Here is a 21,626-nt window from a genome sequence, read left to right as displayed (position 1 = left end):
GCTTCCCCATGCCGTTCAAGATTCGTCGTTCGCCGGATCGGAGAAGACATACCCCAGGTAGTTCACGGTTCTGAGATAGACTGGCGCCGCTGGATCGTCTTCCAGCTTGCGCCGTAGCTGCAGGATAAACGTGCGAAGATACTCCCGTTCGTCGCCATACTCCGGACCCCACACCGCGCTCAGCAGCTTCGCATGCAGGATAGGGTGTCCTGCATGCGTCATGAGATAGGCAAGAAGATCGAACTCCGTGGGAGTCAACCTGATCTCCTGCCCTCGCTTCTTGATCGATCTGCGCTCCAGCGCGAGATCGAAGATGCCGACGTGAATCGTTCCATCGACCTGCGCGGGAGTTCGCTGGCGGCGCACCGCGGCTCGTATACGCGCGGCAAGTTCTCCTACCTTGAACGGCTTCGTGATGAAGTCGTCCGCGCCTGCATCCAGAGCTTCGATCTTGTCTTCCTCACTGTCGCGAACCGTCACCACCAGAATCGAGATGCGTGGAAACTCGCTGCGTACGCGCCGGCATGCTTCAACGCCACCCATCCCAGGCATATTGAGGTCCATCAGGACGGCATCGTAGGTCGCCATCTGCAGCCTCTTCAACGCCTCCTCGCCGGAGTCGGCCTCACCCAGCTCGAAGCCCAGCGCGGACAGCGTCGTGCGCAACCCGCGACGAATCGCTCGATCGTCCTCCACCAGCAGTACCGTTCCCTCATGCCGATCCATGTGCGTTCCCTCTGTCTCGCATAAAGCTGAATGTGATGGTGATTCTGTCTCCGATGCAGGCCGCGGAGGCCGTGCCGCCGTGTGCTTCCGCGATCTTTTTTGCGATCGAAAGCCCCAGGCCCGTTCCGCTCGGACCGCGGCTCGCGTGCGCGCCGCGATGGTAGCGGTCGAAGATGCGTCCCAGGTCTTCTTCTCCGATGGGCTCGCCTCGGTTCGCCACGATCACCCGCGTCGTGGCTTCATCCTGCATCACCTCAACGTCGATCGCAGTTCCCACCGTGGAGTATCTCACTGCATTGTCGATGACCTGGGCCAGCGCCAAGGCAAGTAACTGAGGATCCGCCTGCACGGCCTCGACAGGCGCGGAGTGTACGATGCCGATGCGTTCCCGCGCCTCGGACTCTTGCTCGCTGACGATCCTTTCAAGCAAAGTCAACATCGAGACAGAAGACGACCGGATGCGTATCTCTTTGGCATCGAGCGCCGCGGTCTGGAGCAGACGCGTGGTGAGGTTCGCCAGCATCTCGACCTCCTGCTCGACGATCTCCACCAACTCCGCCTGCGTCTCTTCCAGCCCGCCGATCGCAAGCAGCCCCGAGCTGGCGGTCTGGATCGCTGTCAGCGGAGTCTTGAATCCGTGAGCCAGAGCGTCTAGAACAGCAGCCCTGAGCTGTTCCGTGTTGCGTGCCGCTTCGGCGCGATTCTCCTTGTGGCGCGAACGAGCGCGTTCGATCGCCACCGCCACCAGGGAAGCAGCAGCGTCCGCAAGCGCCGGCTCCACCTCCCACCCATGAAACGCCATCCCGCCAATCGGAGAGGTTCCGATGCGCAGCACTCGGCGCGACCACCCGCGCTCGATGTCATCCCCGTTCAATCCATCCACGAAGACCTGGTGAGCCGGGTTGATCGGACTTTGCCTGGACATCGCTGAAGCCGCGACCTCCGCCTCGGGCGCAATCCAGATCTCGACCGACTCGACGAGAAAGAACTCCCGCAGCAGGCCGGCAAGTTGTTCGGCCTCCGATCCCCGGCTCTCCACCAGCAGGATCGCATTGCTGAGTTGATAGAGTTTGCCGATGCTCCTCCGTTGCGACTCCTGCTCCTGCGCGTGGACTTGCACCTTCCAGGCCAATCGGCTCACCAGCAGCGCTGTCACCTCGAAGGTGCCCAGTGCGATCCAGTTTTCACGACTGCTGACCGAAAACTCGTAAAGGGGTTCGGTGAAGAAAAAATCCAGGCACCCCACCGCGACCAGGGAGACTGCGGTAGCCTGAACGAATCCCCAGCCAATCGAAACCACCACCGTCAACAACAGCAGTACGGAGACCGCGGATGCGAGATTGACGTGCAGCAGAAATGCCGATAAGGCCACGCCGATCGTGACAACAACCGCGGCGACCGCTCGCGCGAACTCAGTGCGAGGCCGCTGACGGATGCGGCGAGAGGCGGCTCGTTCAAGGTCTGCCACGATGGAACTCATTGCATCTTTATAGTACCCACTTTGTTCGTCTTACCCTCACAATGGCTCGCGCAGGGCCCGTCCGGACAATCCTCTATCGAGCCTGCCGGACGTTTTGCAGCGCACCGTTTTGCAGCGCGCCAAGCTCGCTCTTCGCTTCGACCAGACGCACGGCGTTCGAGTCCGCATGCGCCCAGAGCGAGAGAAAGCGTTCGTAAGCCTGAATGGCGGCCGGCCGGTTTCCCTCCGCGGCATAGGCTCGGCCCAGACCGAGCCATGAGAGCGGTATCTCCTCCGCCTCTGGCTGCTGATCGGGGCCATCGACGACTTTGCGATAAGCCGTCTCGGCCTGTGCAGGCTGGCCCGCGGCCAGGTACGCGTCGCCGCGCAGCAGGCTGATCACCGGATCGCGACCTTCGAGCGGCCGCGCCCGTTCGAGAGCGTCGATCGCATCCTTCGGCCTGTGGGTCGCCAGTGCGATGACCGCCTGAATCTCAGGACCGCGATAGTCGTTCCACAGCGTCCCCTGGGGAAACGCGGACTGCATGGCGCGAAGGGCGCTTTCGGCAGCGGCAAAATCTCCGACCCTCGCCAATCCAAGTACGCTGATCTCGTCCTTCGGGTCGACCGGTGCGCTCCGAAGGATGCGAACGCCGTCGGCGACATCGCCGGACTCGATCAGATTGTCGCCGATATCGCGGATAAAGCCGTCCGCCGGTTCGGACATCCCCCGCTGTCGCATGATCGCCTCTAGCGCTGGCGTAAGACGAACCGCATCGGCGAATCGTCCTTCCGCGATGGCGATGTCGATCTCGTCCATTCGAATGTAAACGGCATCGCGATGCGCCGCGCACCATTCGCGCTGTTGCTGGACCTGGGCCGCGTCATGCAGCGCATAAGCCGCCTGGAAGCAGTGTTCGCGAACGTAGTCGACGTCCATGCCTTTGGCGAGTGCGCGCTGACATGTGTCGAGAGCTCCCCTCGGATTACCTACCTTGATCTGTTCAAAGGCAAGGTTCGCGTACAAGCCCGCGATGGCGGGCCTCAGTTCAAGCGCGTGTTCAGCGGCGGCAAGAGCCTCCTGGTGATGACCGAGATCCCTTTCCACGATCGACAAACCGTTCCATGCCTGCGCGGACCGCGGATAGAGTTCTGTCCAGTTGCGGTAGTTGCGCTCCGATTCGTACAGATCCTGAGTGACGGCCACATGATAAAGCGCGATGATGCCAAGACGGATAGGCTCGCTTGCGGAGTCGCGCAAGGCGTATGCCTTGAGAAGCGCCTCCCGTTCGGCGTTGAGATCGAGAACGCTACCCGAGGTTGCTGCCAGATCGTATTGCGCCTCCGCGAAGCTCGGGTCGGCGGCAACCGCCTTCTTGAACAACGCAATCGCGTCGACGTATTTGCCCTGGTTGGACTGAAGCTCGCCCTGGGTAAAGTCCTTGAGGGCCTCCAGCGAGGCAGTACGTCCAGGGAAGAGCGGAACATCGAAGCGAGCGATGCTGCGCCGGGATTCACCAAGTCTTTGCCGGATGCCCTCGGCCAGCTTGTCGATGCCGTGCGGCAGGTCTTCAAGGGTGGACACCTCCTGCTTGGCCTCGGCCAGCGGCGAGCCGTTCACGCAGCTCGTCGCCTCCTCCGTGACCAGAAAGTGCCGGCCCGTGCGGGCGATGCTGCCGTGCAGGACGGCCTGGCTGTTGGTGCGTTCGCAGACCTCGGCGGCAGCGGCGGCGGTCATCGCGGCGTTCGGATCCTGCTTCATCTCGGCAAGGGTGGCCCGGACCCTGGCCGGGGCGACCACGGAGACAAACGGACTCTGCGAAAGATCCATGCGCAGCGCATCGACCAGCGCACTGTCGAGAACCTGGTCCCCCGTGCTGCCGGCCAGCGGAGCGATAACGACGTCGACCGGAGCCCCGCCGGTGCGGTCGAGCCAATGCTGCCAGCCAAACCACCCGGCGGTCGCCAGACCGATCGCGACCAACGAGCCCGCCACCGCCCAGCGGGTCCGATTCCTCCTGCTGCCTTGCGACATGAAAGCAGGCGCGGACGGGGCGGCATCGGTCTCCTCCTCCTCGATCGTGATCTCGGTCACCGACGTCTTCGCGTGCAGGAGGACCTGGGAGGTCGTCGCCACCTCCTCGGGTTCCTGCGGCTCTACCTCCAGGGGAGCCGTAAACCGATAACCGCGCCCGGAAACCGTTTCGACGATCCTTTGCCCTGACCCGTGGCGCGAGAGCGCCTTGCGAAGCAGGAAGACATGCTGCGTGAGGTTGCTCTCCTCGACAAACTGATCGCGCCAGAGCGACTGCAGCAGCTCTTCTTTGGAGACGACGCGATCGCGGTGATCGATCAGGAAAAGGAGCAGGTCGAAGGTCTTCCGGTTGAGCGCAATCGTCTCATCCTGCCACTGGAGCTCCCAGGCGGCCCGGTCGATGAGGTAGCCCTCAAATCGGATTCGGCGTTGCGTTTCCAGCAGCATGAGCAGCGACCAGGGTCGATCGGACGGGGAGAGATGCCGGTTCGCGTGCGCAGTCGAGGCCGTGCCAACCATGCTCGCCTGCAGATCGTGCGTTTCAGGAAGATCATACCAAAGGCAGGCAGTCGCTCCGGCGCGAAAAGATGAAAAACTAACTCCCTTCTTTTGAAGCACTTGATCTGATTGAGCCGGAATTGAGCCACGGTTGAGAGCGATTTGAAGACGTCCATCCGCCGCGCATGGGACAACAGACCCATGCTACGGAAACGGATTTCGATACGAATCGAACATACCGAAGTCACCCTCACCGTCACCGAGGTCTTCTCCCGTGAGGCTGGGGCGGCTTCGAGTCATGCTCCCCCACCCAGGTGCTGTCCGGTCTGCGGATCGCCCTGGCTGCCAAACCTCCGCGACATACTCGGCGGGCTGCACGTACCCGCAGCGCAACTGAAGCTCGCCGCGAGCAAAGGAAAACTGCACCTCTTCTGCTCCCCCGACAACGATGTGTGGGTCTGCGAACGCTCCATTCAAGAGATGAAGGACGACTCCCATACGCCTCGATTTTCAAAGCGACATCTATAGGAGACGCAAAATGCCCGACGAACTGATCTCCCTCCCCGTCACCGTTGGCATCCTGGCCGCGCTTGCGCTTTGTGTACCGGCGCTCGACCGGCTCGAACGCTTCATCCAGAACTACGGCAGGAACAAACAGAAAGATTAGGCAGCGCCGGTATTCCGGAACGACTGCCCTCTGCACCGATCGGCCAGGACAACCGCCCGCGATCCAGCCTCAAAAATTGCTTTACGGAGCCGCTTCTGCCTGCCTTGATCTTACTTTCAGGAGTTTTGCGATGCCTATCCATGCTCGTTCCCTTGCCTTCGTTTACAGTATCCTGCTGACGATCCTTGCGCTCGCCTCCACCGCCTCCCCTGCCCAGACCGCAGCGCCGCCGCCCTCACGCGAGACGGCGAAGCAGACCTTGCTGCGCCGCCCCTTGTACTTCGAACCAGCGGCGGACGGCGCGATGACCCGCCGGTCACCCGCCGGAACGATGCGCCTCGATGCCGGCGGCGCGACACAGTTCGCGACTCCGGGCAAGGCCGCCATCTCGTTGACGCTCGATGGCGCCAATGCAGCGGCGATGCCCAGGGGTGAAGCAGCCCTGCCCGGTCGCAGCCACTATCTTCTGGGCAACGATCCCGCACAGTGGCGGACGGGCGTCAGCCAGTTCAGCCGCGTCCGCGTGCCGGCTGTCTACCCCGGAATCGATCTCGTTTACTACGGAAACGGCAGCCAGTTGGAGCACGATTATCTGCTGGCTCCGAACGCCGATCCAGCCCTGATCCGCATGCGGTTTCAGGGTGCGGCGACCTCGCCCGACCAAGGAACAGGCGATCTGGTCCTGCGCCAGACCGCGACAGCCGGCGCACGGAACGAGGCCATGCGGCTGCTGAAGCCGGTGGCCTACCAGCAGGCGGCGGATGGCGCGAAGATGCCGGTACCCGTCAGCTACCGTCTTCTTGCCGATGGCGATTACGGCTTCGCCCTCGGTGATTACGATCATCGGCAGGCGCTGATCATCGACCCGGTCGTGGTCTACGGCAGCTACTTCGGCGGCAAGTACAACGATTCGATCGTCGATCTCAAGGTAGGCAGCGACGGCAGCCTTTACCTGCTGCTGACCACGGATTCGACCGGCCTGAAGACAGTCGGCGCAACCGCCGGAGGCTGCGCCGGCAACTGCGGCCCGTTCAACGAGGACAATGGCAGCTCCTCCACGCCGGATATGTACCTTGCCAAATTCGACAGCACCTTTCAGACGCTCATCTTCGCGACCTATCTCGGCGGCAGCGCCAGCGACCAGGCCTATAACCTCGCGCTGGATACCGACGGCAGCATCTACGTGGCGGGCGTCACGCAGAGCACGGACTTTCCCATCGTCAACGGCTATCCCGGCGGCACGCCTGCGACAGGTCAGCCCTTCGGCACGCTGACGAAGTTGTCTCCGGATGGCTCGACGATCCTGTACTCCACGCTCATCGGCTACGGTCAGCCGGCTACCAGCTACGCGCCGCCGGTCATGGCGACCGGGAACAACGGCATCGTCTACGTGGTCGGGCAATCCGGCGCCTCCTCGAGTGCGGGATTCATCTGGAAGAAGAACTCTCTCTTCTATATCAGTCCAGACTTCCTTGCCAAGCTCGACACCACCAAGACCGGAACGGATTCCGTCGTCTATGCGACCTACATGGGCAACGATATCGAGGCCGCGAACTCCCAGCTCGCCTCCGTAGCGGTGGATTCCAAAGGCGACGTCTGGGTCCACGGCCAAACCAAGGACGCATCGTTTCCCACCACGACCTCCGGCGCCTTCCAGCCGCAATGCAAGTCCAATCCCTGCAACTCGGGCTTCCTCATGGAGCTCGACCCTACCGGCGCCTCCGTTCTCTATGCCACGTTCCTTGGCGGCTCGACCGCGGGCGGATCGGTGACCGCTCGCGACATCGTGCTCGATCCCTCGGACAATATCTACGTCTCCGGCTACACCTACCAGGGCGACTTCCCGACCTTGAACGGCTATTACACCGCCATCGACGGCAACTCCGCCGGCTATATCAGCAAGTTCAGCCCGGATGGCAAGACCCTGCTCTACTCGACCTTCGTGCCGGTGGGCGTTGAAATCGGCGTCTCAAAGGGTGGCCAGGTAGCGTTCGCCGGCGTTGCCGGATCGGGCTTCCCAGTCAAGAACAATCTGCCCACGCCGACGCTTGCACCGAACGATTACGACGCCGTCATTGGTCTGATCGACACCACCCAGAGCTTCGATAGCTCGTTGCTCCTCTCGTCCTACCTGGGCACAAGCACCGGGTACACACAGCCGAGCCGCGTCTATCTCGCCGGCTCCGGCCAAGTTCTGATCGTGGGCGAGACGAGTGCGACCGACCTTCCGCTTGCCAGCCCCTATCAGTCGACCCCCGGCGGCGGAACCTACGACGGCTTCATCGCCGCCATTCAGCCCGGCGCAAGCGGCTCCCTGACATTGACGCCCACCACCCTCACCTTTCCTTCCACCAGCGTGGGATCGACCAGCAGCGTTCAGACCGCGACGCTCTCGAACAGCACCGCGCAATCCATCTACCTGCTGCAGGGCTCGCTGACCGACAGCAAGGACTTCACGCAGACCGATAACTGCAACGGCATCATCGCGCCGGGAGCAAGCTGCACCGTATCGTTTACCTTCACGCCCCAGTCGACCGGTACGCTGACCTCGACCTACACCACCGCCGATCTCAACAACCAGGCGACAAAGCTCACCGTCGCACTCTCCGGCCCCGGGGCTGCCCCACCCAACGCAACCTTTTCGCCCACCACGCTGGCCTTTGGATCCGTCGCCGATGGCCAGTCGGCAACGCTGTCCACGACACTGACCAACGGCGGCAGCCTGCCCCTGTCGATCACCGGGGCGAGCGTAACCGGCGCGGGCTTCGCGCTGACGAACAACGGCTGCGGAGCCTCGGTCGGCGCCAACGGAAGCTGCCAGTACACCGTCAGCGCATCGCCCACCACCCCCGGCCCGATCACCGGCACGCTGACCGTCGTCGATAGCCTCGGCACGCAGACCGTCCAACTCACGGCAACCGGCAGCTCGACCCAGGAGACGCTTTCGCCGGCTACCGTCAACTTCGGCAACGCCTACGTGGGCTCGGGCGCCGTCGCCACACAGGTCGTCACCTTCACCAACAGCGGGTCCGCGCCGGTGACGATCTCAGGCACGGTCTTCAACCCTACGATTATCTTTAGCGTCGTCTCCACCACCTGCCAGCAGCAGGTCGCAGCTGGCGCGTCCTGCACCTATACTCTCGGCTTCGTCCCTTTTGGCGTGGGCTCGGTCCAGGGCACGTTCACCGTGACGGACGGGTCTTCGAATCCCTCCGTCGCCCTCGCAGGCACGGGTCTCGCAGCCCAGGACGGCGATGTCTTCCTGCTACCGGGTTCGATCGACTTTCAGGACGTACTGCTCTATACGAATCCGAGCATCCCTGTCATTCTTTCGAATCAGACCTCGCAGACGATCCAGGTCGCGCGAAACAATCCAGCATCGAATATCGCGATCCAGGGAACCGATGCGCAAGCCTTCAACTACACCGATTGCCAGTTGAATCTCACCACCATCCAACTGGCTCCGGGCGCCAGTTGCAAGATCAACGTCGGCTTCGGCTATGGAAACATCGCCGCGGATACCCATTACAACGCGCAACTGACGGTCAACTGGAACTATCTCGGTCAGACGCAACTGCATACACTCGCGACCGCCCTCACCGCGAATACCATCTCGTCCGCGAACGCCATCGTGACGCCGTCGTCGATCCAGTTCCCCGGCACGGCGGCCGGCGCCACCAGCCCGGCGCAGGTCGTGACGGTCACCAGTACCGGAGACCAGCCGCTCGGCTTTACCACCCCCACCTTCAGCGGAACCAATCCCACCGCCTTCGCCCAGACCAACAACTGCCCCGCCTCGATCGCCAAAGGCGTCACCTGCCAGATCAGCGTCACCTTCAAACCGGACGCCAGCGCAACCCAGTTCACCGCCAACCTCAACCTTGGACTGAGCGCCTATAGCCTGCCCGTGTCGCTTAGCGGCAGTACGAATCCCACCGATTTCGTGCTCTCTTCGACCTCGGGAACGCAGGGTCCGAGCAATCCCTCATGGGTCATCAACGTTGCCCCACTCACCGCCGCCGGCTTCAACCAGCCGATCACCTTCACGGCGACCGGCCTCGACCCTTCCTTCGGAACCCCGGTCTTCAATCCACCCAGCGTCACGCCGAACGGCGGCTCCACCGCCACGACCGTAACGCTGGCGCCACCGGTGGCCGGGATGAAGCGTCCGCCACTGAACCCGCGCCAGAGCTGGCCCATCCTTGCCTGCTTTGCGCTCTGCCTTCCGCTGGCCCGAAAGCTGAAGTCGGTCCGTGGCCGAAAGATCCTGCTCGTTCTCATCTGCATCGCGGCGGGAGGAATTGTCTTACCTGGCTGCGGCGTCAATCTGCCGCCTGTCAATTTCACCGTCACGGCGACGAGTGGAACCATCACCCACACCATCACCCTGACCTACCAACAGCCGAATAGCGGAAGCGCCTTCTGAGGGTAGGCGGTCGACGATCAACCCGGTTCTGGCCCCGGCTTAAAATGGATAGCGATCAGCAGAACGGTCGCGAAGACAATGAGTGCAAGACTGACCCATTGCGCCTCCTTGAGCCCAAGCGCCAGAACCGGATTGCGACTGAGAAACTCCACGAGAAAACGGCCCGCGCTCGAAGAAAGTATGTAGATGCAGAAGATCGTTCCAGCGCGCAACGGAGGACGGCGTTCAGGATTCGACAACCGCCAGAGGAGAAAAAAGAGGAGAAACTCCCACGCGCTGCTATAGAGCATGGTGGGGTGAACGCGAAGGCTGGTGGGAACCGTGCCGTGGGGAAAGCTCATGCCCCATGGCAGCGATGTAGGCGCGCCATAGTCGCCGTCGCCGGCCAGAAAGCACCCGATCCTGCCGACAGCATAGCCAAGCCCGATGCAGAAAGCTCCATCGAAACTTCGCCATGGGAGGTGGTTCATCCTTCGAAAGACGAGTGCCGCAGGCAGCGCCGCCAGCACGGCTCCAAGGTAGGTGTACCCCCCGTCAACCGCCAGCATCTTCGCCCCGGCGCTCTGGAGATCCGCATGCCGTATCGCATGAACCAGTACGGAATCGAGCCTCGCGCCCAGGATTCCGGCACAGATCAACGTGACAGCCAACGCCCACATGTTGACCCGCAGACGATCGCGGGCAAAGTATCGATCCAGCACGTAGAACTCGAGGCATACGGCTACGCCGGCGACGAGTCCGAAGGTATACAACGTAAACGGGCCGAGTTGGATGACCGGATAGATGCGATGTCTCCGTCTTGCTCGCGCTTCGCGGAATTCAGAAAGCCTCAGACTACTATGACACCGGCAAGGACCACGCCCACACGCGAACTCTCCGACTGGTCCAGGCTCGCGCTCGCGGCGGCAACGGGATGCCTCTGGTTTCTCAGCGCGCCGCCCTTTCGATTCTCTGTCGGCGCGTGGTTCGCCATGATCCCGCTGATGATCGTGCTGGAGCGCACACCGTCGCTTGCGAGAGCCGTGCTTTTCAGCAGCGTGGCAGGGCTGATCGTAAACATCGGAGGCTTCTACTGGCTGTTTGAAACGATTCGGCGGTTCGCGGGCCTGCCTTGGCCGCTTGCTCTCGTTGCCTTCCTCGCAATCTGCCTGTACCAGGGGCTGACCTTCTCGCTGTTCGGCGCCGCGGTCCACGTCCTGCGGCGTCGCGGGTACATCCCCATGGCGCTCATCGCGCCTCTCGCGATGGTGGCCGCTGAATGGACCGTCCCCATGATCTTCCCGGACAGCCTCGCGATCACGCAGGCCTGGCATCCGCTGGTGATCCAGATAGCCGACATCGCCGGTCCGGCCGGCGTGTGCGCCCTGCTGTTACTCATCAACGGCGCGCTCTACGACCTGGCCGCCTCAAGACGGCGCGCCGTCGTGCCCGCCATCGTATCGGGAGGAATTCTTCTCGCCACGCTCGTCTACGGAGAGATGCGTATTCGCCAGATCGACGCGAGGTCCAACGCCGCGCCGAAGCTGCGGGTCGGCATCGTCCAACCGAACTTCGCGCATGCACAGCGGGGTTCTCTGAGCCCACAAGCAGCGCCGGAGCGCCTCGCGCTTTTGCAGGAACAGTCGCGAGAGTTGGAGGCGGAAGGCGCCCAACTCATCGTCTGGAGCGAGACAAGCTACCCGTTCGCTTTGCAACGCCACGCTGGATCGGCAACGGTCTCTCCAGCACACCCTATCCTGCAGGGCTTCCACACTCCCGTCATTGCCGGCGCACAAACCATCGACTGGGCCACGCACCAGGCATTCAATTCGGCGATCCTGGTGGACCGCGAAGACAGGATCGCGGGGATCTACGACAAAGTCAGGTTGCTGAACTTTGGGGAGCGCGTCCCGGCCGGCGAGGCTTTGCCGTGGCTCACCCGGCTGATGCCGCGGGAATACGCTCGCTTTACTCCCGGTAGCTCGGCGGATCCTCTTCTGCTGAAGAAGCCCGATGGCACAAGCTGGAGACTCGGAACATTCATCTGCTTTGAAGACACCTTGCCCGAGTTCCTACGCAGCATCGGAGCAAACCACCCGAACCTGCTGGTGAACATCAGCAACGACTCCTGGTTCGGTGAAGGCTCAGAGCCGTGGGAACATCTGGCGCTCTCCGTCTTCGACGCCGTCGAACAACGCAGCGCGATGGCAAGAAGCGTCAACTCCGGCGTGTCGGCCTTCATCGACGCCAACGGTCGAGTCATCCAGGAGACGTATGCGGTCGATCCCTCTCTGCATGCACGGCCGCCAAGCCATCGTCTTGCGCTCCTGCCCCTCATGGAAGGCGGACACACCTTCTACGACCGCGCCGGACATCGATTCGCCGGTCTCTTATCGTCCTGCCTGATGCTGCTCTTGATACGATCTTCGACACGGCGCCATGTGTGGCCCGCATGCCGAGATCACGCCAGCGGAGCGACAGTCCCGGTCCGACGCCGCCCGCTGGTCCGACGAGAACGGCGCCTACGCCCACCTGCAGGGGACAAGGCAACGGACCATGCCCAAGGGCGGCCACTTTGCAGCGGCTGAGGAGTCGGAGCTGCGCCAAGGGGGAGGACATCAAGGTGGTGCAGGAACTGATGCGCCATGCTTCCGCTCGTATGACGCAGGACGTGTACCAACAAGGAGCCATCGAAGCGAAGAGGATGGCCCTGACACACTCAGCGGGCATCTTTGAAGCAAAAAGCTAGGACACGTGAAATGAAAAGCAGTTGCCCGATTACGCGGGCCACTGCCTTTTTCTCGTTTGCAGGCTCGCTAAAAACTGTTAACTTTGTTGTGTGCCTCTTGAGTGCCCCTGACGCTCGGGTCTCGATTGACTGCAACTCGCTGATTCTAAATGGTGGGCCCAGCAGGATTCGAACCTACGACTTCCACCGTGTGAAGGTGTTCAAGAAGTGGCCGGACATTGATTCAAGAGAGGTTACAAGCCGGAGGAGATGCTTAGAACCGGCACAATCGGCGATATTTGGCACCAAAATGGCACCAACGGGCGCGGGCTGACTGTAGGGGATCAGCCCGTCTATCTCGGCGAGCCTTCGAAGCTCGAATCAAGGGTTTCACAGACTTTAAGCTATCGAAGTTCGAGATGCTCCCAGCAAGCGATTGGTCACACAATGAGCAGTACAGGATCAGCTTTGGCCCTTGAAAATTCTTCGCGAAATTCGCGCCTCCATATTTGCGGTGTTCGCTGCGATCTTATTCAAAACAGTCTGCAGTTCTGCAAGCCATTGCTGAGGCGATGTCAACGGCTCGACGCGAAGCTCGCACTTTAGTTGAGCGGACGTTTCGGCGACGCTGCGAAACATGACGACAGGGATCGAATATCTTGAGCAGAGTGCGGCCGGCATTTGCCACTCTATCGGGCTTTCCTGCTCGAAAACACATAGAAAATAGTTTTGCATTCCCGATTCCAGTTCGGCACAGAGCTCTTGTAATGACGGGCAGGTACGGACGTAATAACCGGCTTGAAGCAGGATCGGGACCCGGAACATTGTGTCTGCTCCGATGACGAGGGCTGTGGGCTTGCGCGGTTTCGGCGTCTCGCTCAGTGCGCTGTCGATTGCCGCTAGAAGCGCGTTTGAGTCGAATGGCTTCCCGAAGAATCGGTAGGCCCCAGCGTTCAAGGCCTGATTCCTTGTCTTGCTATCCTCATGCGCGGTGACAAAGATGATCGGAACCGGCTGGGTTTCGTTGATCCTGGATTGTGCCTCGAGTCCTCCAAGACCAGGCATGAGAACGTCGAGAATCAGGCACCTCGTGTTCTCCACTGCCTGCGAATCGAAAAAGGCCTCCGCAGAGTCAAAGGTCGCGACATGATAGCCCGCAGACCGGAGGAGCCGATCGGTCGAAGTCAGGATAGATTCATCATCGTCCACGATGGAGACAAGAGCCCAATTCTTTCGACTCAGGAAGAGGGTGTTCTCCACGGCACTGAAATTTTCACGAAAATCAGAAGACATGACCAACTCCGGTCGAGTAAATCGACTCTTACACTTTCAACCAGAAAAGGTGACATTGGTAGTCTCCATTGGTCGATTGGACCTAGACTTTGGTATAGGTGTGTTTCGCCGCGTCAAAAGAACAGCATGCGTCCCTGCGCCTAGCCCCTCAACAGATCCAACTTTTCTGCCGTACGGACGAGATCGGTAACCGACTCCGCCTGCATCTTTGCATGAGATTGCCTCGATGCAGCTTGACCGTTGCCTCGCTGATATTCAGCTCGCCGCCAACTTGTTTATTAAGAAGACCGCGGACGACGAGCGAGAAGACCTCCTGTTCTCTGCTCGTCAGAGACTCATACCGGTTCCGGGCGAGGGCAGCCTCGCTACGCGACGTGCGTTCTCCGCGATCTCGCTCGAGTGCGCCCTGCACAGCATCCAGCAACTCCTGGTCGCGAAAAGGCTTCGTCAGAAACTCAAAGGCGCCAGCCTTCATCGCAAGGACCGACATGCGAATATCTCCGTGCCCAGTGATGAAGATGATAGGCAGCTGTTTTCCCGATCCCGTGAGCTGACGCTGGAGGTCGATGCCGCTCGGTCCAGGCAGACGGACGTCAAGAACCAGGCAGCCCGGGGCGTCGGGCCTGTTGCAGGTCAGGAACTCTTGTGCGTTGCTGAATGCCTCGACCTTGAGACCAACCGAGCGAAACAGATTTTGCAGTGCCTGTCTTACCGAGATGTCGTCATCGACCACAAAGACAACCGGAGCCACATCGCTCATTTGGTCTCCCCTGTTCCGGCGGCACTGGGCATCTCGAATTTGATCGTCAGCCCAGGGCCATCGTTGCTCTCCGCCCAGATCCTTCCTCCACAGGCCTCGAGGATCGTTCGACTGATGGCGAGACCCATGCCGATACCGGTCGGCTTGGTCGTGTAGAAGGCGTCGAACATGCGGACGATATTTTTTGAGTCGACGCCTGACCCTGTGTCACAGACGGATACGTGAAGGGCGCCACTCGTCCGCTCCGACCGTATCAGCAGCACTCGATCCTTCGCATCAGCCATCGCATCGATTCCATTGAGGATCAGGTTGACCATCACCTGTTGAAGCTGAACCCGATCGCCCCGCACCTCGCCAAGCTCGCTCGAAAGCTCGCGCCGCAGTTTGATTCTCCGCTTGAGTAACTCGGACTGGGTCAGAGCCAGTGCCTCATCGATCACCTCGTTGATATCGACCGAAAAATTGTCCTGAGGGGTCTCCTTCTGAAGAAACTCGCGAATGCGCCGAATCACGGTGCTCGCCCTGTTTCCATCTCGCACGATAAGCGACAGCGACTCCTTCGCCTCCTCGATGCTCGGCGATCTATTGCTCAACCATCGCATCCCGGCTTCCGCATTCGTGACGATGCCGGCCAGCGGTTGATTGATCTCATGGGCGATCGACGTCGCAAGCTCGCCTACCGATAAGGCACGGACGACACGAGCGAGCTCCGCCTCGGTGCTTCGAAGTGCCGTCTCCGCAGCCAGTGCTCGATCCTTCGACAGTAGCTCCACCCGCTGCTCTTCATTGTTCACCCGGTCTGTAATATCGCGAATGCCGAGGAGAATCGTCTTCTGCGGTATGTCAAGATATCGGGCGCTGAGCAACATCACGCGCCGTCCGATACTCTCGAAATGGTGATCGACCTCAAAGTCTTCGATGTGGAGATCTTTCTTCAGCAGATTCTCCAGTAGGCCACGGAGTGCGAGAATATCCCACTGACGATTGCCGAGATCGTAGATCTTCCGCCCGATCGTATCCTGTGGCTGGGCTTGGAAATGCTCGTAAAACGCCCTGTTGGCCGAGCGGACATCAAGGTTCGAAGTCAACACTAACAGCGGTTCATGCAGATTTTCGATCAGCGTCTCGGCAGCCAGCTTGGCTTCCTTCCATCGCCCCTCGGCACGCTTCCGTACATCGATATCAACGAAGGTGATGACGATTCCGCCGATCTGATCGTTCGCAGCCCTATACGGAAGAACACGAGTCAGATACCAGCGCCCCGTCAGATCCTGAATCTCGCGTTCGACTGGGATCAAGCTTCCCAGCACCGTCTCTGCATCCTTGTGGAGCTCGTGATAGCCCAGACGATGAGTGAGATCCGAGATAGGCCGTCCACGGTCGGTGGCAAGGATGTTGAACAGCTCGCGGAGCTTAGGCGTAAAACGTAGAATGCGGAGGTCCCGTCCAAGAAACAGGGTCGCAATGTCTGTCGAGGACAGCAAATTTTGCAGATCGCTCGAGAGCTGAGCCAGTTCTTCAACCTTCAGCTTGAACTGTTGATTGACTGTTTGAAGCTCTTCGTTGCTGCTCTGCAGTTCTTCTTTCGAGGTCTCCAGCTCCTCCATCGTCGAACGAAGCTCCTCGTTCGAGGACTGGATCTCTTCGCTGGAGGCCTTCATCTCCTCACGGTTCGATTCATACTCTTCGATGATCGACTGCAGCCGCTGACGAGTGAGCGACAGCTCCGATTCCAGTTCGTCGATACGCGCGGCACTGAAGTCGGAGAGCATCTCCGATGGTCTTTGCGGGATGTTGGCCTTCCGCGGAGTCCGTTCTTCGAAGATCACCAGAACGAAGCCATCGCGCTCCGATTCCATCGCCGGTCGAACATGCATCACGACAGGCCGGAGATCCTCGCTTGAAAACCGCACCGAGATTGCACCGGAGGCGCCTGCCTCCTTCTTCTCACGCGCCTGCTGCAGTGAGACCTGGAGCTCGATCCGCAACTCCTGCCGCAAAATCATCAAGACATTCGTTGTCGGCTCCCCACCCGGGTGGATCAGGTATCGTCCCGCGTGTTCCGAGATATGGACGATTTTGTTGTCGGGGCTAATCAGAATGCTCGGCGGAGCATACCGCTCCACCATCTGCTGGTGCAGCGCGCCATGTGAGATCGTGGTCAGCGTATGACCGCCACGGGCTGTCGTATCCGCCAGCAGGCGGTTGCGCGTCAGCGGAAAGACCGGCAGGCGCGGGTCACGCGACGGAACGTTCCGTTTGCGGAAGATGCAAAGCTTCTTGTCTTCGACAAGAAAGAGGTCGGAGCCGTCGATGCTTTCGGCTGAGCCCAACAGAAGCGTTCCATCCGGATTCAAAGCGTAATGGAACAACTCGATGAGATCCCGCTGGACCTCGCGCTCCAAATAGATCAACAGGTTGCGGCACGAAAGAATGTCCAAACGTGAAAAAGGTGGGTCCGTGAGTAGGTTGTGCGGCGTGAAGACCACCAGATCGCGAATCTCTTTGCGAATGCGATACCCGCCATGCTGCGCCTCGAAAAACCGCTTCAGGCGCTCCGTGCTTACCTCGTTTTCGATATTGGCCGGATAGATTCCCTGGCGAGCCTTTTCCAAAGCCTGGCTGTGCAGGTCGGAGGCGAAGATCTGGATCTGGACCGGGGACTGTCTCCGTTCCGCCTCCTCGGAGAGGAGGATGGCAAGCGAGTACACCTCTTCGCCCGTGGCGCAACCGGCGGACCAGATGCGGATCATATCCAGCTCCATCTTCTTGGCAAACAGACGAGGAATCTCCTCCAACTCCAGCTTGTGAAAGAACTCGCGATCCCGGAAAAATGAACTGACTGTAATCAGCAGATCGTCGGCCAGCGCCGTCACCTCCTCCGGACGACGGCGAATGAGGTCAAGATACTTTGAAAGGTCATCCACCTGGTTCAGTTGCATCCGGCGTGTGATGCGGCGAAGAATTGTCGACGGCTTGTAGCGGCTGAAGTCGCGGTCCGTCCGCGTGCGAAGCACGGTGAGCAGATCCTGCAACAGCGCTCCTTCGTCGGGTGAGACCTCTTCGGGATCTACCGAAAGAGCAATTCTGGGTTCGATCTCCTTGTATTCGAGGATTCTTCGTGGAATCTCCGCGATAGGAAGGATCAAATCCACAATCCCCGTCGCTATGGCACTCTTGGGCATCCCATCGTACTCGGCCTCTTCCGGGGCCTGCACGATGACGAGCCCACCGCTCGCCTTGATCTCCATAATTCCAAGGGTGCCGTCGGTGCCGGTACCAGTCAGCAGGACGGCCACGCCATTTCCGTCATGGGTATTGGCGAGCGTCCGAAAAAAGTGATCGATCTGCGCCCGGTCCCTAGGCCGCTCTTCCAGTTGAGAAAGCCGCAGATGGGTATCGATCGCGCTGAGATTTGCATTCGGCGGTATGACGTAGAGATGATTTGGCTCAAGAAGGGTCGTCTCCTTGATCTGCTCCACGGTAAACCCGACGTAGGGCTGAAGCAGATCAGCCAAATGGCTCTCAAAGTCCGGAGAGAGGTGCACGACGACGACGAAGGCGAGACCGGTGTCTTCAGGAACCTGCTTAAAGAATGCCTTCAGCGCCGAAAGCCCACCTGCGGATGCTCCAATGCCAACGACGGTCAATGCTTTCGAATCGCTCATGCTGTCCCCAATTTGACCGATGAGCGGATATCACTGGCTGCTTCAGAGCCACTCTTCAGACGGTAAGACGAAGCCTTCAACCGGTGGATGAGTTGGCAGATGACGCAGGGTCATCCTTGCTCTTCTGAGGGCTCCTCCATTATCAGGCCTTTGTGTCGTTCTTCGCGCAATGAAAGCGTCCTGACCATCTGAGATGCAAAATTCAAGACGCCAGAATTGCTCCGGGGAGCACAACCTTGAATTCGGCACCTTCGGTACGGTTCTCCACGGCTGTAGTGCCATGGTACTTCTCGACGATGTCCCTTGTAACCCACAGGCCCGGGCCGGTACTCACATCCTGATTGGTTGTAAAGAAGAGAGTAAAGATTCTGTCGAGAATCGACACCGGAACTCCGCCGCCAGAGTCAGACACCGTGAAGATGCAGGAATGCTCGTAAGTATAGGAATCGATATGGATCGTGCCGTTGCGGCTGCAGGCATCGATCGTATTGGAGATGAGATTCGAAATCACCTGCTGGAAATCACCCTTCGCCATGCGAAGCGGAAGGTTGTCTTCCAGGCAACATAGCCCATTCACTGATTTCGTCGCCATACGGCTAGAATAGATCTGAACGATATGTTCGATGGCGTCTCTGGAATCGAACACCTGGCTTGCATCGCGATTCTTGTCCCGATAGAACTCTACCCCTCCGGGTGAGACTGCCTCGTCCTGAAGAAGGCCCGACACGAGCGCCGCCCAGCTATCGGGTGCTAATGAAGCGATAGGCCGATTGAGAGCCTCGGCCTGCGGCATGCCGAAAAGCTTCTCCGCCGATGGATTGAATCCGATGATTCGTTGTTCGATATCGACAGACAGAACGGATCTGTCGCATGTTCCAGAACACTGGCCAGAAGCCTGTCGGAGATGACCAGCTTGCGCAACTGAAGTGGGTTGACGGCCGACGGCGTCGTGGTCAGACGTGCATTGAAACGGTCGAGCGTCGTGCGGACGGTTCGCCGCTGTTCTCCTCTACGATAGGCTGTCTGCAAGGGGGGCGGAGGAAGGCTTCATTTTCGGGGTCGGCACAACGCCAATGCGTACCGATTCGTGGAATAGGTCCCAGTTGTCCCCGCAAGTCCTGCTCTTGGGAGGATGAGCAGAGAAAGAGGATTTCGGCGAACGGAGCGCCGGCATGCAACGTCCGGGAGGCCCCGACGATATCGATGAAGTGACGCGAGAAGACAGCGAGATTGAAACTCGACTGAAAGCGTTGACGAATTGCCGGAAGATCGGCCAACCGCTCGCAGACATGAACCGGAGCTCCAACTGAATCCGCAAACCGCTTCACCGTCCGTTCCACAGAGCTTCCCGATGCGATCGGATGCAAAAGGAGGATCGCGCCCTTTTTTCTGGAAGGCTTCTCTGCGAGCGTATTGAGGAGGACGTTTGTCATTACAGCAAAGGCAGACCGAGCAGAGCCTTACCGGCCCAAAGCTTGAGGAGATTTGTCGTGGGAGCCATCACGTGACTTGCCCGCGCATCGCGAAGCAACCGCGCCAGCTTTCCATTTTCGCGATAGCCTCGACCGCCGCAGAGGGTCATCGCCTCATTCGCCACATCGACGGCTGCCTCCCCAGCAACCGCCTTGCTCATCAAATCGCCGTCAGCGCAGTTGGGTCTCCAGCGTCGCCCAGTCGCGCCGCCCGATATACGAGTTGTCTCGGTTGCTCTACCTTGGCCCACATCTCCGCGATTTGATGCTGAATCACGGGTACATCGGCGAGAGATTCTCTCAAAGATTCATAATTTCTGCTTTTTACGTGTTCTACAGCTATATCAAGCGCCGCTAGAGCGATGCCCAGATACGTTCCCGCCATCGCCGTGAGAAAGTAAGGCGCTACCACCTCGAAGACATACCAGATTTGATCGCCTACCTCGCCGAGTAAATCGGCTTGATGAACTTTCACTTGATTGAAGGTGATGGGCCGCGAAGCATTGCCCCGCATCCCAAGCCCCTCCCACCTTCCGCTCACCGTGATACCGAATTCGTCCCTTTCGACCGCAACACAGCTAAACTCTACACTCGAAAACTCCGAATCGTCGCCCCCTATACGTGATACGACGTAGCTGTCCGCATAGCCAGCGTTCGTGACGAACTGCTTTTTCCCAGTGATTTCAAAACCTTCGCTCGTCTGCCGTAACTCCGAGCGCGGCAGATAGAAATGGACGCCGCTTCCACTCTCCGACAATGCCAGCGTCGTGATGTGCTCGCCCTTCGCGATGGGAACAAGCAGCCGCAGCTCCTGCTCTCTCGTCGCCTTCGCCGCGATTACCGCAGTCGCAATGACGTGCATACCGAAGCACATGGAAGGATGAACAACTCTGCCCCAGCAGTTCGGTGGCGGCAATAAGGCCTTGCAAGCCCTGTCCAAGCCCGCCAAGCTGCTCGGGAACATGCAATCCCAGCAAGCCTTCATGCGCCAAGGCCTTCATCGTGTGATTAGGCCAGACGCCGTTGCGATCCACCTCCTCAGCCCTGGGTTCTGCAACGGAGGTCGCAATCTGCTTCGCTTTATCGCGTACGTTACGGAGTGCGGTTGACGGGAACTCTTCGACACCAGAAGTCAAAAGCATGGACGTATTTCATACCTCTAGATTTTGAGGTCGAGGAGACCCGCCGTGCCTATCTGACGTAGTGTCCAACTCGAACAAAGAACGATAACGTCGGAGCCACTTCCTGCATCACAACGGTGAGTACCCGATGATCACTCCTAACGTAGACGAAGCAGCATGGCAAATGCGCCTTGACGACCTGCCACGATCATTTGATCGCGCGCCTTATCAGTTGCGCGAATCAACCCATTTAGTTTGAGATTGATCGCCCTCGCGTCACGATTCTGCGCGTTTTGGGTGGGGAACACCATCAGGAGGGTGATGATAGTCGTTCCCGTGTTGAGCTTGCGTGTACTGACCGGCAAAGAAATCGACTTGGGCGCCGGCTACAACGCGATCCAACTGCTCATCCAAGAGTTCTTTGCAGATGAGACGGCCGTGTGGGATCTGAAGGTTCAGCTTGCGCTCGCCTCGGAGGATAACCATCAGGAAGAATCTGCCTTCCCGAATGAAAAAGCCGACAAGCCATGGCCCGAAGAGCAGTCTCCTTGGCCGACGGTAGCAACGATCACTGTCCGGCCACAGAATTCTTACTCCGATGCGCGTCAGACCTTCGTGGATGAGCAGATGTCCTTCACACCATGGCACAAACTCGCAATACATCGCCCTCTCGGAGGAATCATGCGCGCAGGGCGCAAAGCCTATGAAGACGCCGCGAAGTATCGCTCGCAGCGTAACGCGCGAACCATCGTGGAGTCAGTTTCAGCGGACACAATTCCCGCTTAGGGATAAAG

Annotated in this window: 15 protein-coding genes and 1 pseudogene; 4 read left to right on the top strand and 12 right to left on the bottom strand. The window is 59.7% G+C overall.

Features of this window, described 5'->3' with window-relative positions; translation table 11 throughout:
* Positions 1 to 15: 15 nt before the first annotated feature.
* From CHB87_RS04600 to CHB87_RS04590, 3 genes are all read right to left on the bottom strand, one after another.
* Positions 16 to 726: a response regulator transcription factor gene (locus tag CHB87_RS04600; protein ID WP_089407184.1), complete on the bottom strand. Its 711-nt coding sequence runs from the start codon at positions 724 to 726 to the stop codon at positions 16 to 18.
* Positions 713 to 2,194 carry a sensor histidine kinase gene (locus CHB87_RS04595; protein WP_176441587.1) on the bottom strand — a complete coding sequence of 494 codons (1,482 nt, stop codon included), beginning with the start codon at positions 2,192 to 2,194 and terminating at the stop codon, positions 713 to 715. Before CHB87_RS04595 ends, CHB87_RS04600 begins: the two co-directional genes overlap by 14 nt.
* A gap of 85 nt (positions 2,195 to 2,279) precedes the next feature.
* Complete coding sequence (locus CHB87_RS04590; protein WP_245817803.1) at positions 2,280 to 4,739, bottom strand: winged helix-turn-helix domain-containing protein; 2,460 nt, start codon at positions 4,737 to 4,739, stop codon at positions 2,280 to 2,282.
* Between the two features lie 517 nt (positions 4,740 to 5,256).
* Here CHB87_RS04590 and CHB87_RS22720 point away from each other — a divergent pair.
* Together CHB87_RS22720 and CHB87_RS04580 are read left to right on the top strand one after the other, a co-directional pair.
* The gene (locus tag CHB87_RS22720; protein WP_281252307.1) at positions 5,257 to 5,385 is read left to right on the top strand and encodes a hypothetical protein; all 129 of its coding nucleotides are present in this window, start codon (positions 5,257 to 5,259) and stop codon (positions 5,383 to 5,385) included.
* 130 nt (positions 5,386 to 5,515) lie between these two features.
* Positions 5,516 to 9,811: a choice-of-anchor D domain-containing protein gene (locus CHB87_RS04580; RefSeq protein ID WP_089407181.1), complete on the top strand. Its 4,296-nt coding sequence runs from the start codon at positions 5,516 to 5,518 to the stop codon at positions 9,809 to 9,811.
* Positions 9,812 to 9,828: 17 nt separating this feature from the next.
* Here the strand turns inward: CHB87_RS04580 and CHB87_RS22155 are convergent, their stop codons facing one another.
* The gene (locus tag CHB87_RS22155) at positions 9,829 to 10,563 is read right to left on the bottom strand and encodes a prolipoprotein diacylglyceryl transferase (protein ID WP_176441586.1); all 735 of its coding nucleotides are present in this window, start codon (positions 10,561 to 10,563) and stop codon (positions 9,829 to 9,831) included.
* A 36-nt stretch (positions 10,564 to 10,599) separates the two neighbouring features.
* On the opposite strand from CHB87_RS22155, the gene lnt reads away from it, so the two are divergent.
* The gene (gene lnt, locus CHB87_RS04575) at positions 10,600 to 12,378 is read left to right on the top strand and encodes an apolipoprotein N-acyltransferase (protein ID WP_342743539.1); all 1,779 of its coding nucleotides are present in this window, start codon (positions 10,600 to 10,602) and stop codon (positions 12,376 to 12,378) included.
* 602 nt (positions 12,379 to 12,980) lie between these two features.
* Here lnt and CHB87_RS04570 read toward each other — a convergent pair.
* From CHB87_RS04570 to CHB87_RS04545, 8 genes and pseudogenes are all read right to left on the bottom strand, one after another.
* Positions 12,981 to 13,811, bottom strand: a complete 831-nt coding sequence (locus CHB87_RS04570) for a response regulator (protein ID WP_089407179.1) — start codon at positions 13,809 to 13,811, stop codon at positions 12,981 to 12,983.
* A 148-nt stretch (positions 13,812 to 13,959) separates the two neighbouring features.
* Positions 13,960 to 14,571 carry a response regulator transcription factor gene (locus tag CHB87_RS04565; RefSeq protein WP_245817802.1) on the bottom strand — a complete coding sequence of 204 codons (612 nt, stop codon included), beginning with the start codon at positions 14,569 to 14,571 and terminating at the stop codon, positions 13,960 to 13,962.
* Positions 14,568 to 18,239, bottom strand: coding sequence for a chemotaxis protein CheB (locus tag CHB87_RS04560; protein ID WP_089407178.1), 3,672 nt, complete (start codon positions 18,237 to 18,239; stop codon positions 14,568 to 14,570). Before CHB87_RS04560 ends, CHB87_RS04565 begins: the two co-directional genes overlap by 4 nt.
* Positions 18,240 to 18,441: 202 nt before the next feature.
* Entirely contained in the window at positions 18,442 to 19,095 is a 654-nt protein-coding gene (locus CHB87_RS04555) for a PAS domain-containing sensor histidine kinase (protein ID WP_342743545.1), read from the bottom strand.
* A 576-nt stretch (positions 19,096 to 19,671) separates the two neighbouring features.
* Entirely contained in the window at positions 19,672 to 19,872 is a 201-nt protein-coding gene (locus tag CHB87_RS22715) for an acyl-CoA dehydrogenase family protein (protein ID WP_217897006.1), read from the bottom strand.
* The gene (locus CHB87_RS22445; RefSeq protein WP_281252306.1) at positions 19,872 to 20,573 is read right to left on the bottom strand and encodes an acyl-CoA dehydrogenase family protein; all 702 of its coding nucleotides are present in this window, start codon (positions 20,571 to 20,573) and stop codon (positions 19,872 to 19,874) included. Before CHB87_RS22445 ends, CHB87_RS22715 begins: the two co-directional genes overlap by 1 nt.
* A gap of 16 nt (positions 20,574 to 20,589) precedes the next feature.
* A pseudogene (locus tag CHB87_RS22840) lies at positions 20,590 to 20,853 on the bottom strand (acyl-CoA dehydrogenase family protein); the annotation flags it as partial.
* A 137-nt stretch (positions 20,854 to 20,990) separates the two neighbouring features.
* Entirely contained in the window at positions 20,991 to 21,143 is a 153-nt protein-coding gene (locus CHB87_RS04545; protein WP_245817801.1) for a low affinity iron permease family protein, read from the bottom strand.
* A gap of 10 nt (positions 21,144 to 21,153) precedes the next feature.
* Here CHB87_RS04545 and CHB87_RS04540 point away from each other — a divergent pair, with 10 nt between their 5' ends.
* Positions 21,154 to 21,618, top strand: coding sequence for a catalase family protein (locus tag CHB87_RS04540; RefSeq protein ID WP_142988221.1), 465 nt, complete (start codon positions 21,154 to 21,156; stop codon positions 21,616 to 21,618).
* Positions 21,619 to 21,626: the final 8 nt, after the last annotated feature.

The sequence above is a fragment of the Granulicella rosea genome, assembly GCF_900188085.1.
Lineage (GTDB): Bacteria > Acidobacteriota > Terriglobia > Terriglobales > Acidobacteriaceae > Edaphobacter > Edaphobacter rosea.
Note: the sequence above shows the minus strand (reverse complement) of the source record. Positions and strands in the feature narration are given on the sequence as shown.

What these genes read in the sequence shown, in the direction of transcription:
- CHB87_RS04600 (WP_089407184.1), bottom strand. Translation starts at nt 726, where the DNA reads ATGGATCGGCATGAGGGAACGGTACTGCTGGTGGAGGACGATCGAGCG.
- CHB87_RS04590 (WP_245817803.1), bottom strand. Translation starts at nt 4,739, where the DNA reads ATGGTTGGCACGGCCTCGACTGCGCACGCGAACCGGCATCTCTCCCCG.
- CHB87_RS22720 (WP_281252307.1), top strand. Translation starts at nt 5,257, where the DNA reads ATGCCCGACGAACTGATCTCCCTCCCCGTCACCGTTGGCATCCTGGCC.
- CHB87_RS04580 (WP_089407181.1), top strand. Translation starts at nt 5,516, where the DNA reads ATGCCTATCCATGCTCGTTCCCTTGCCTTCGTTTACAGTATCCTGCTG.
- lnt (WP_342743539.1), top strand. Translation starts at nt 10,600, where the DNA reads ATGTCTCCGTCTTGCTCGCGCTTCGCGGAATTCAGAAAGCCTCAGACT.
- CHB87_RS04570 (WP_089407179.1), bottom strand. Translation starts at nt 13,811, where the DNA reads ATGTCTTCTGATTTTCGTGAAAATTTCAGTGCCGTGGAGAACACCCTC.
- CHB87_RS04565 (WP_245817802.1), bottom strand. Translation starts at nt 14,571, where the DNA reads ATGAGCGATGTGGCTCCGGTTGTCTTTGTGGTCGATGACGACATCTCG.
- CHB87_RS04560 (WP_089407178.1), bottom strand. Translation starts at nt 18,239, where the DNA reads ATGAGCGATTCGAAAGCATTGACCGTCGTTGGCATTGGAGCATCCGCA.
- CHB87_RS22715 (WP_217897006.1), bottom strand. Translation starts at nt 19,872, where the DNA reads ATGAGCAAGGCGGTTGCTGGGGAGGCAGCCGTCGATGTGGCGAATGAG.
- CHB87_RS22445 (WP_281252306.1), bottom strand. Translation starts at nt 20,573, where the DNA reads ATGCACGTCATTGCGACTGCGGTAATCGCGGCGAAGGCGACGAGAGAG.
- CHB87_RS04545 (WP_245817801.1), bottom strand. Translation starts at nt 21,143, where the DNA reads ATGGTGTTCCCCACCCAAAACGCGCAGAATCGTGACGCGAGGGCGATC.
- CHB87_RS04540 (WP_142988221.1), top strand. Translation starts at nt 21,154, where the DNA reads ATGATAGTCGTTCCCGTGTTGAGCTTGCGTGTACTGACCGGCAAAGAA.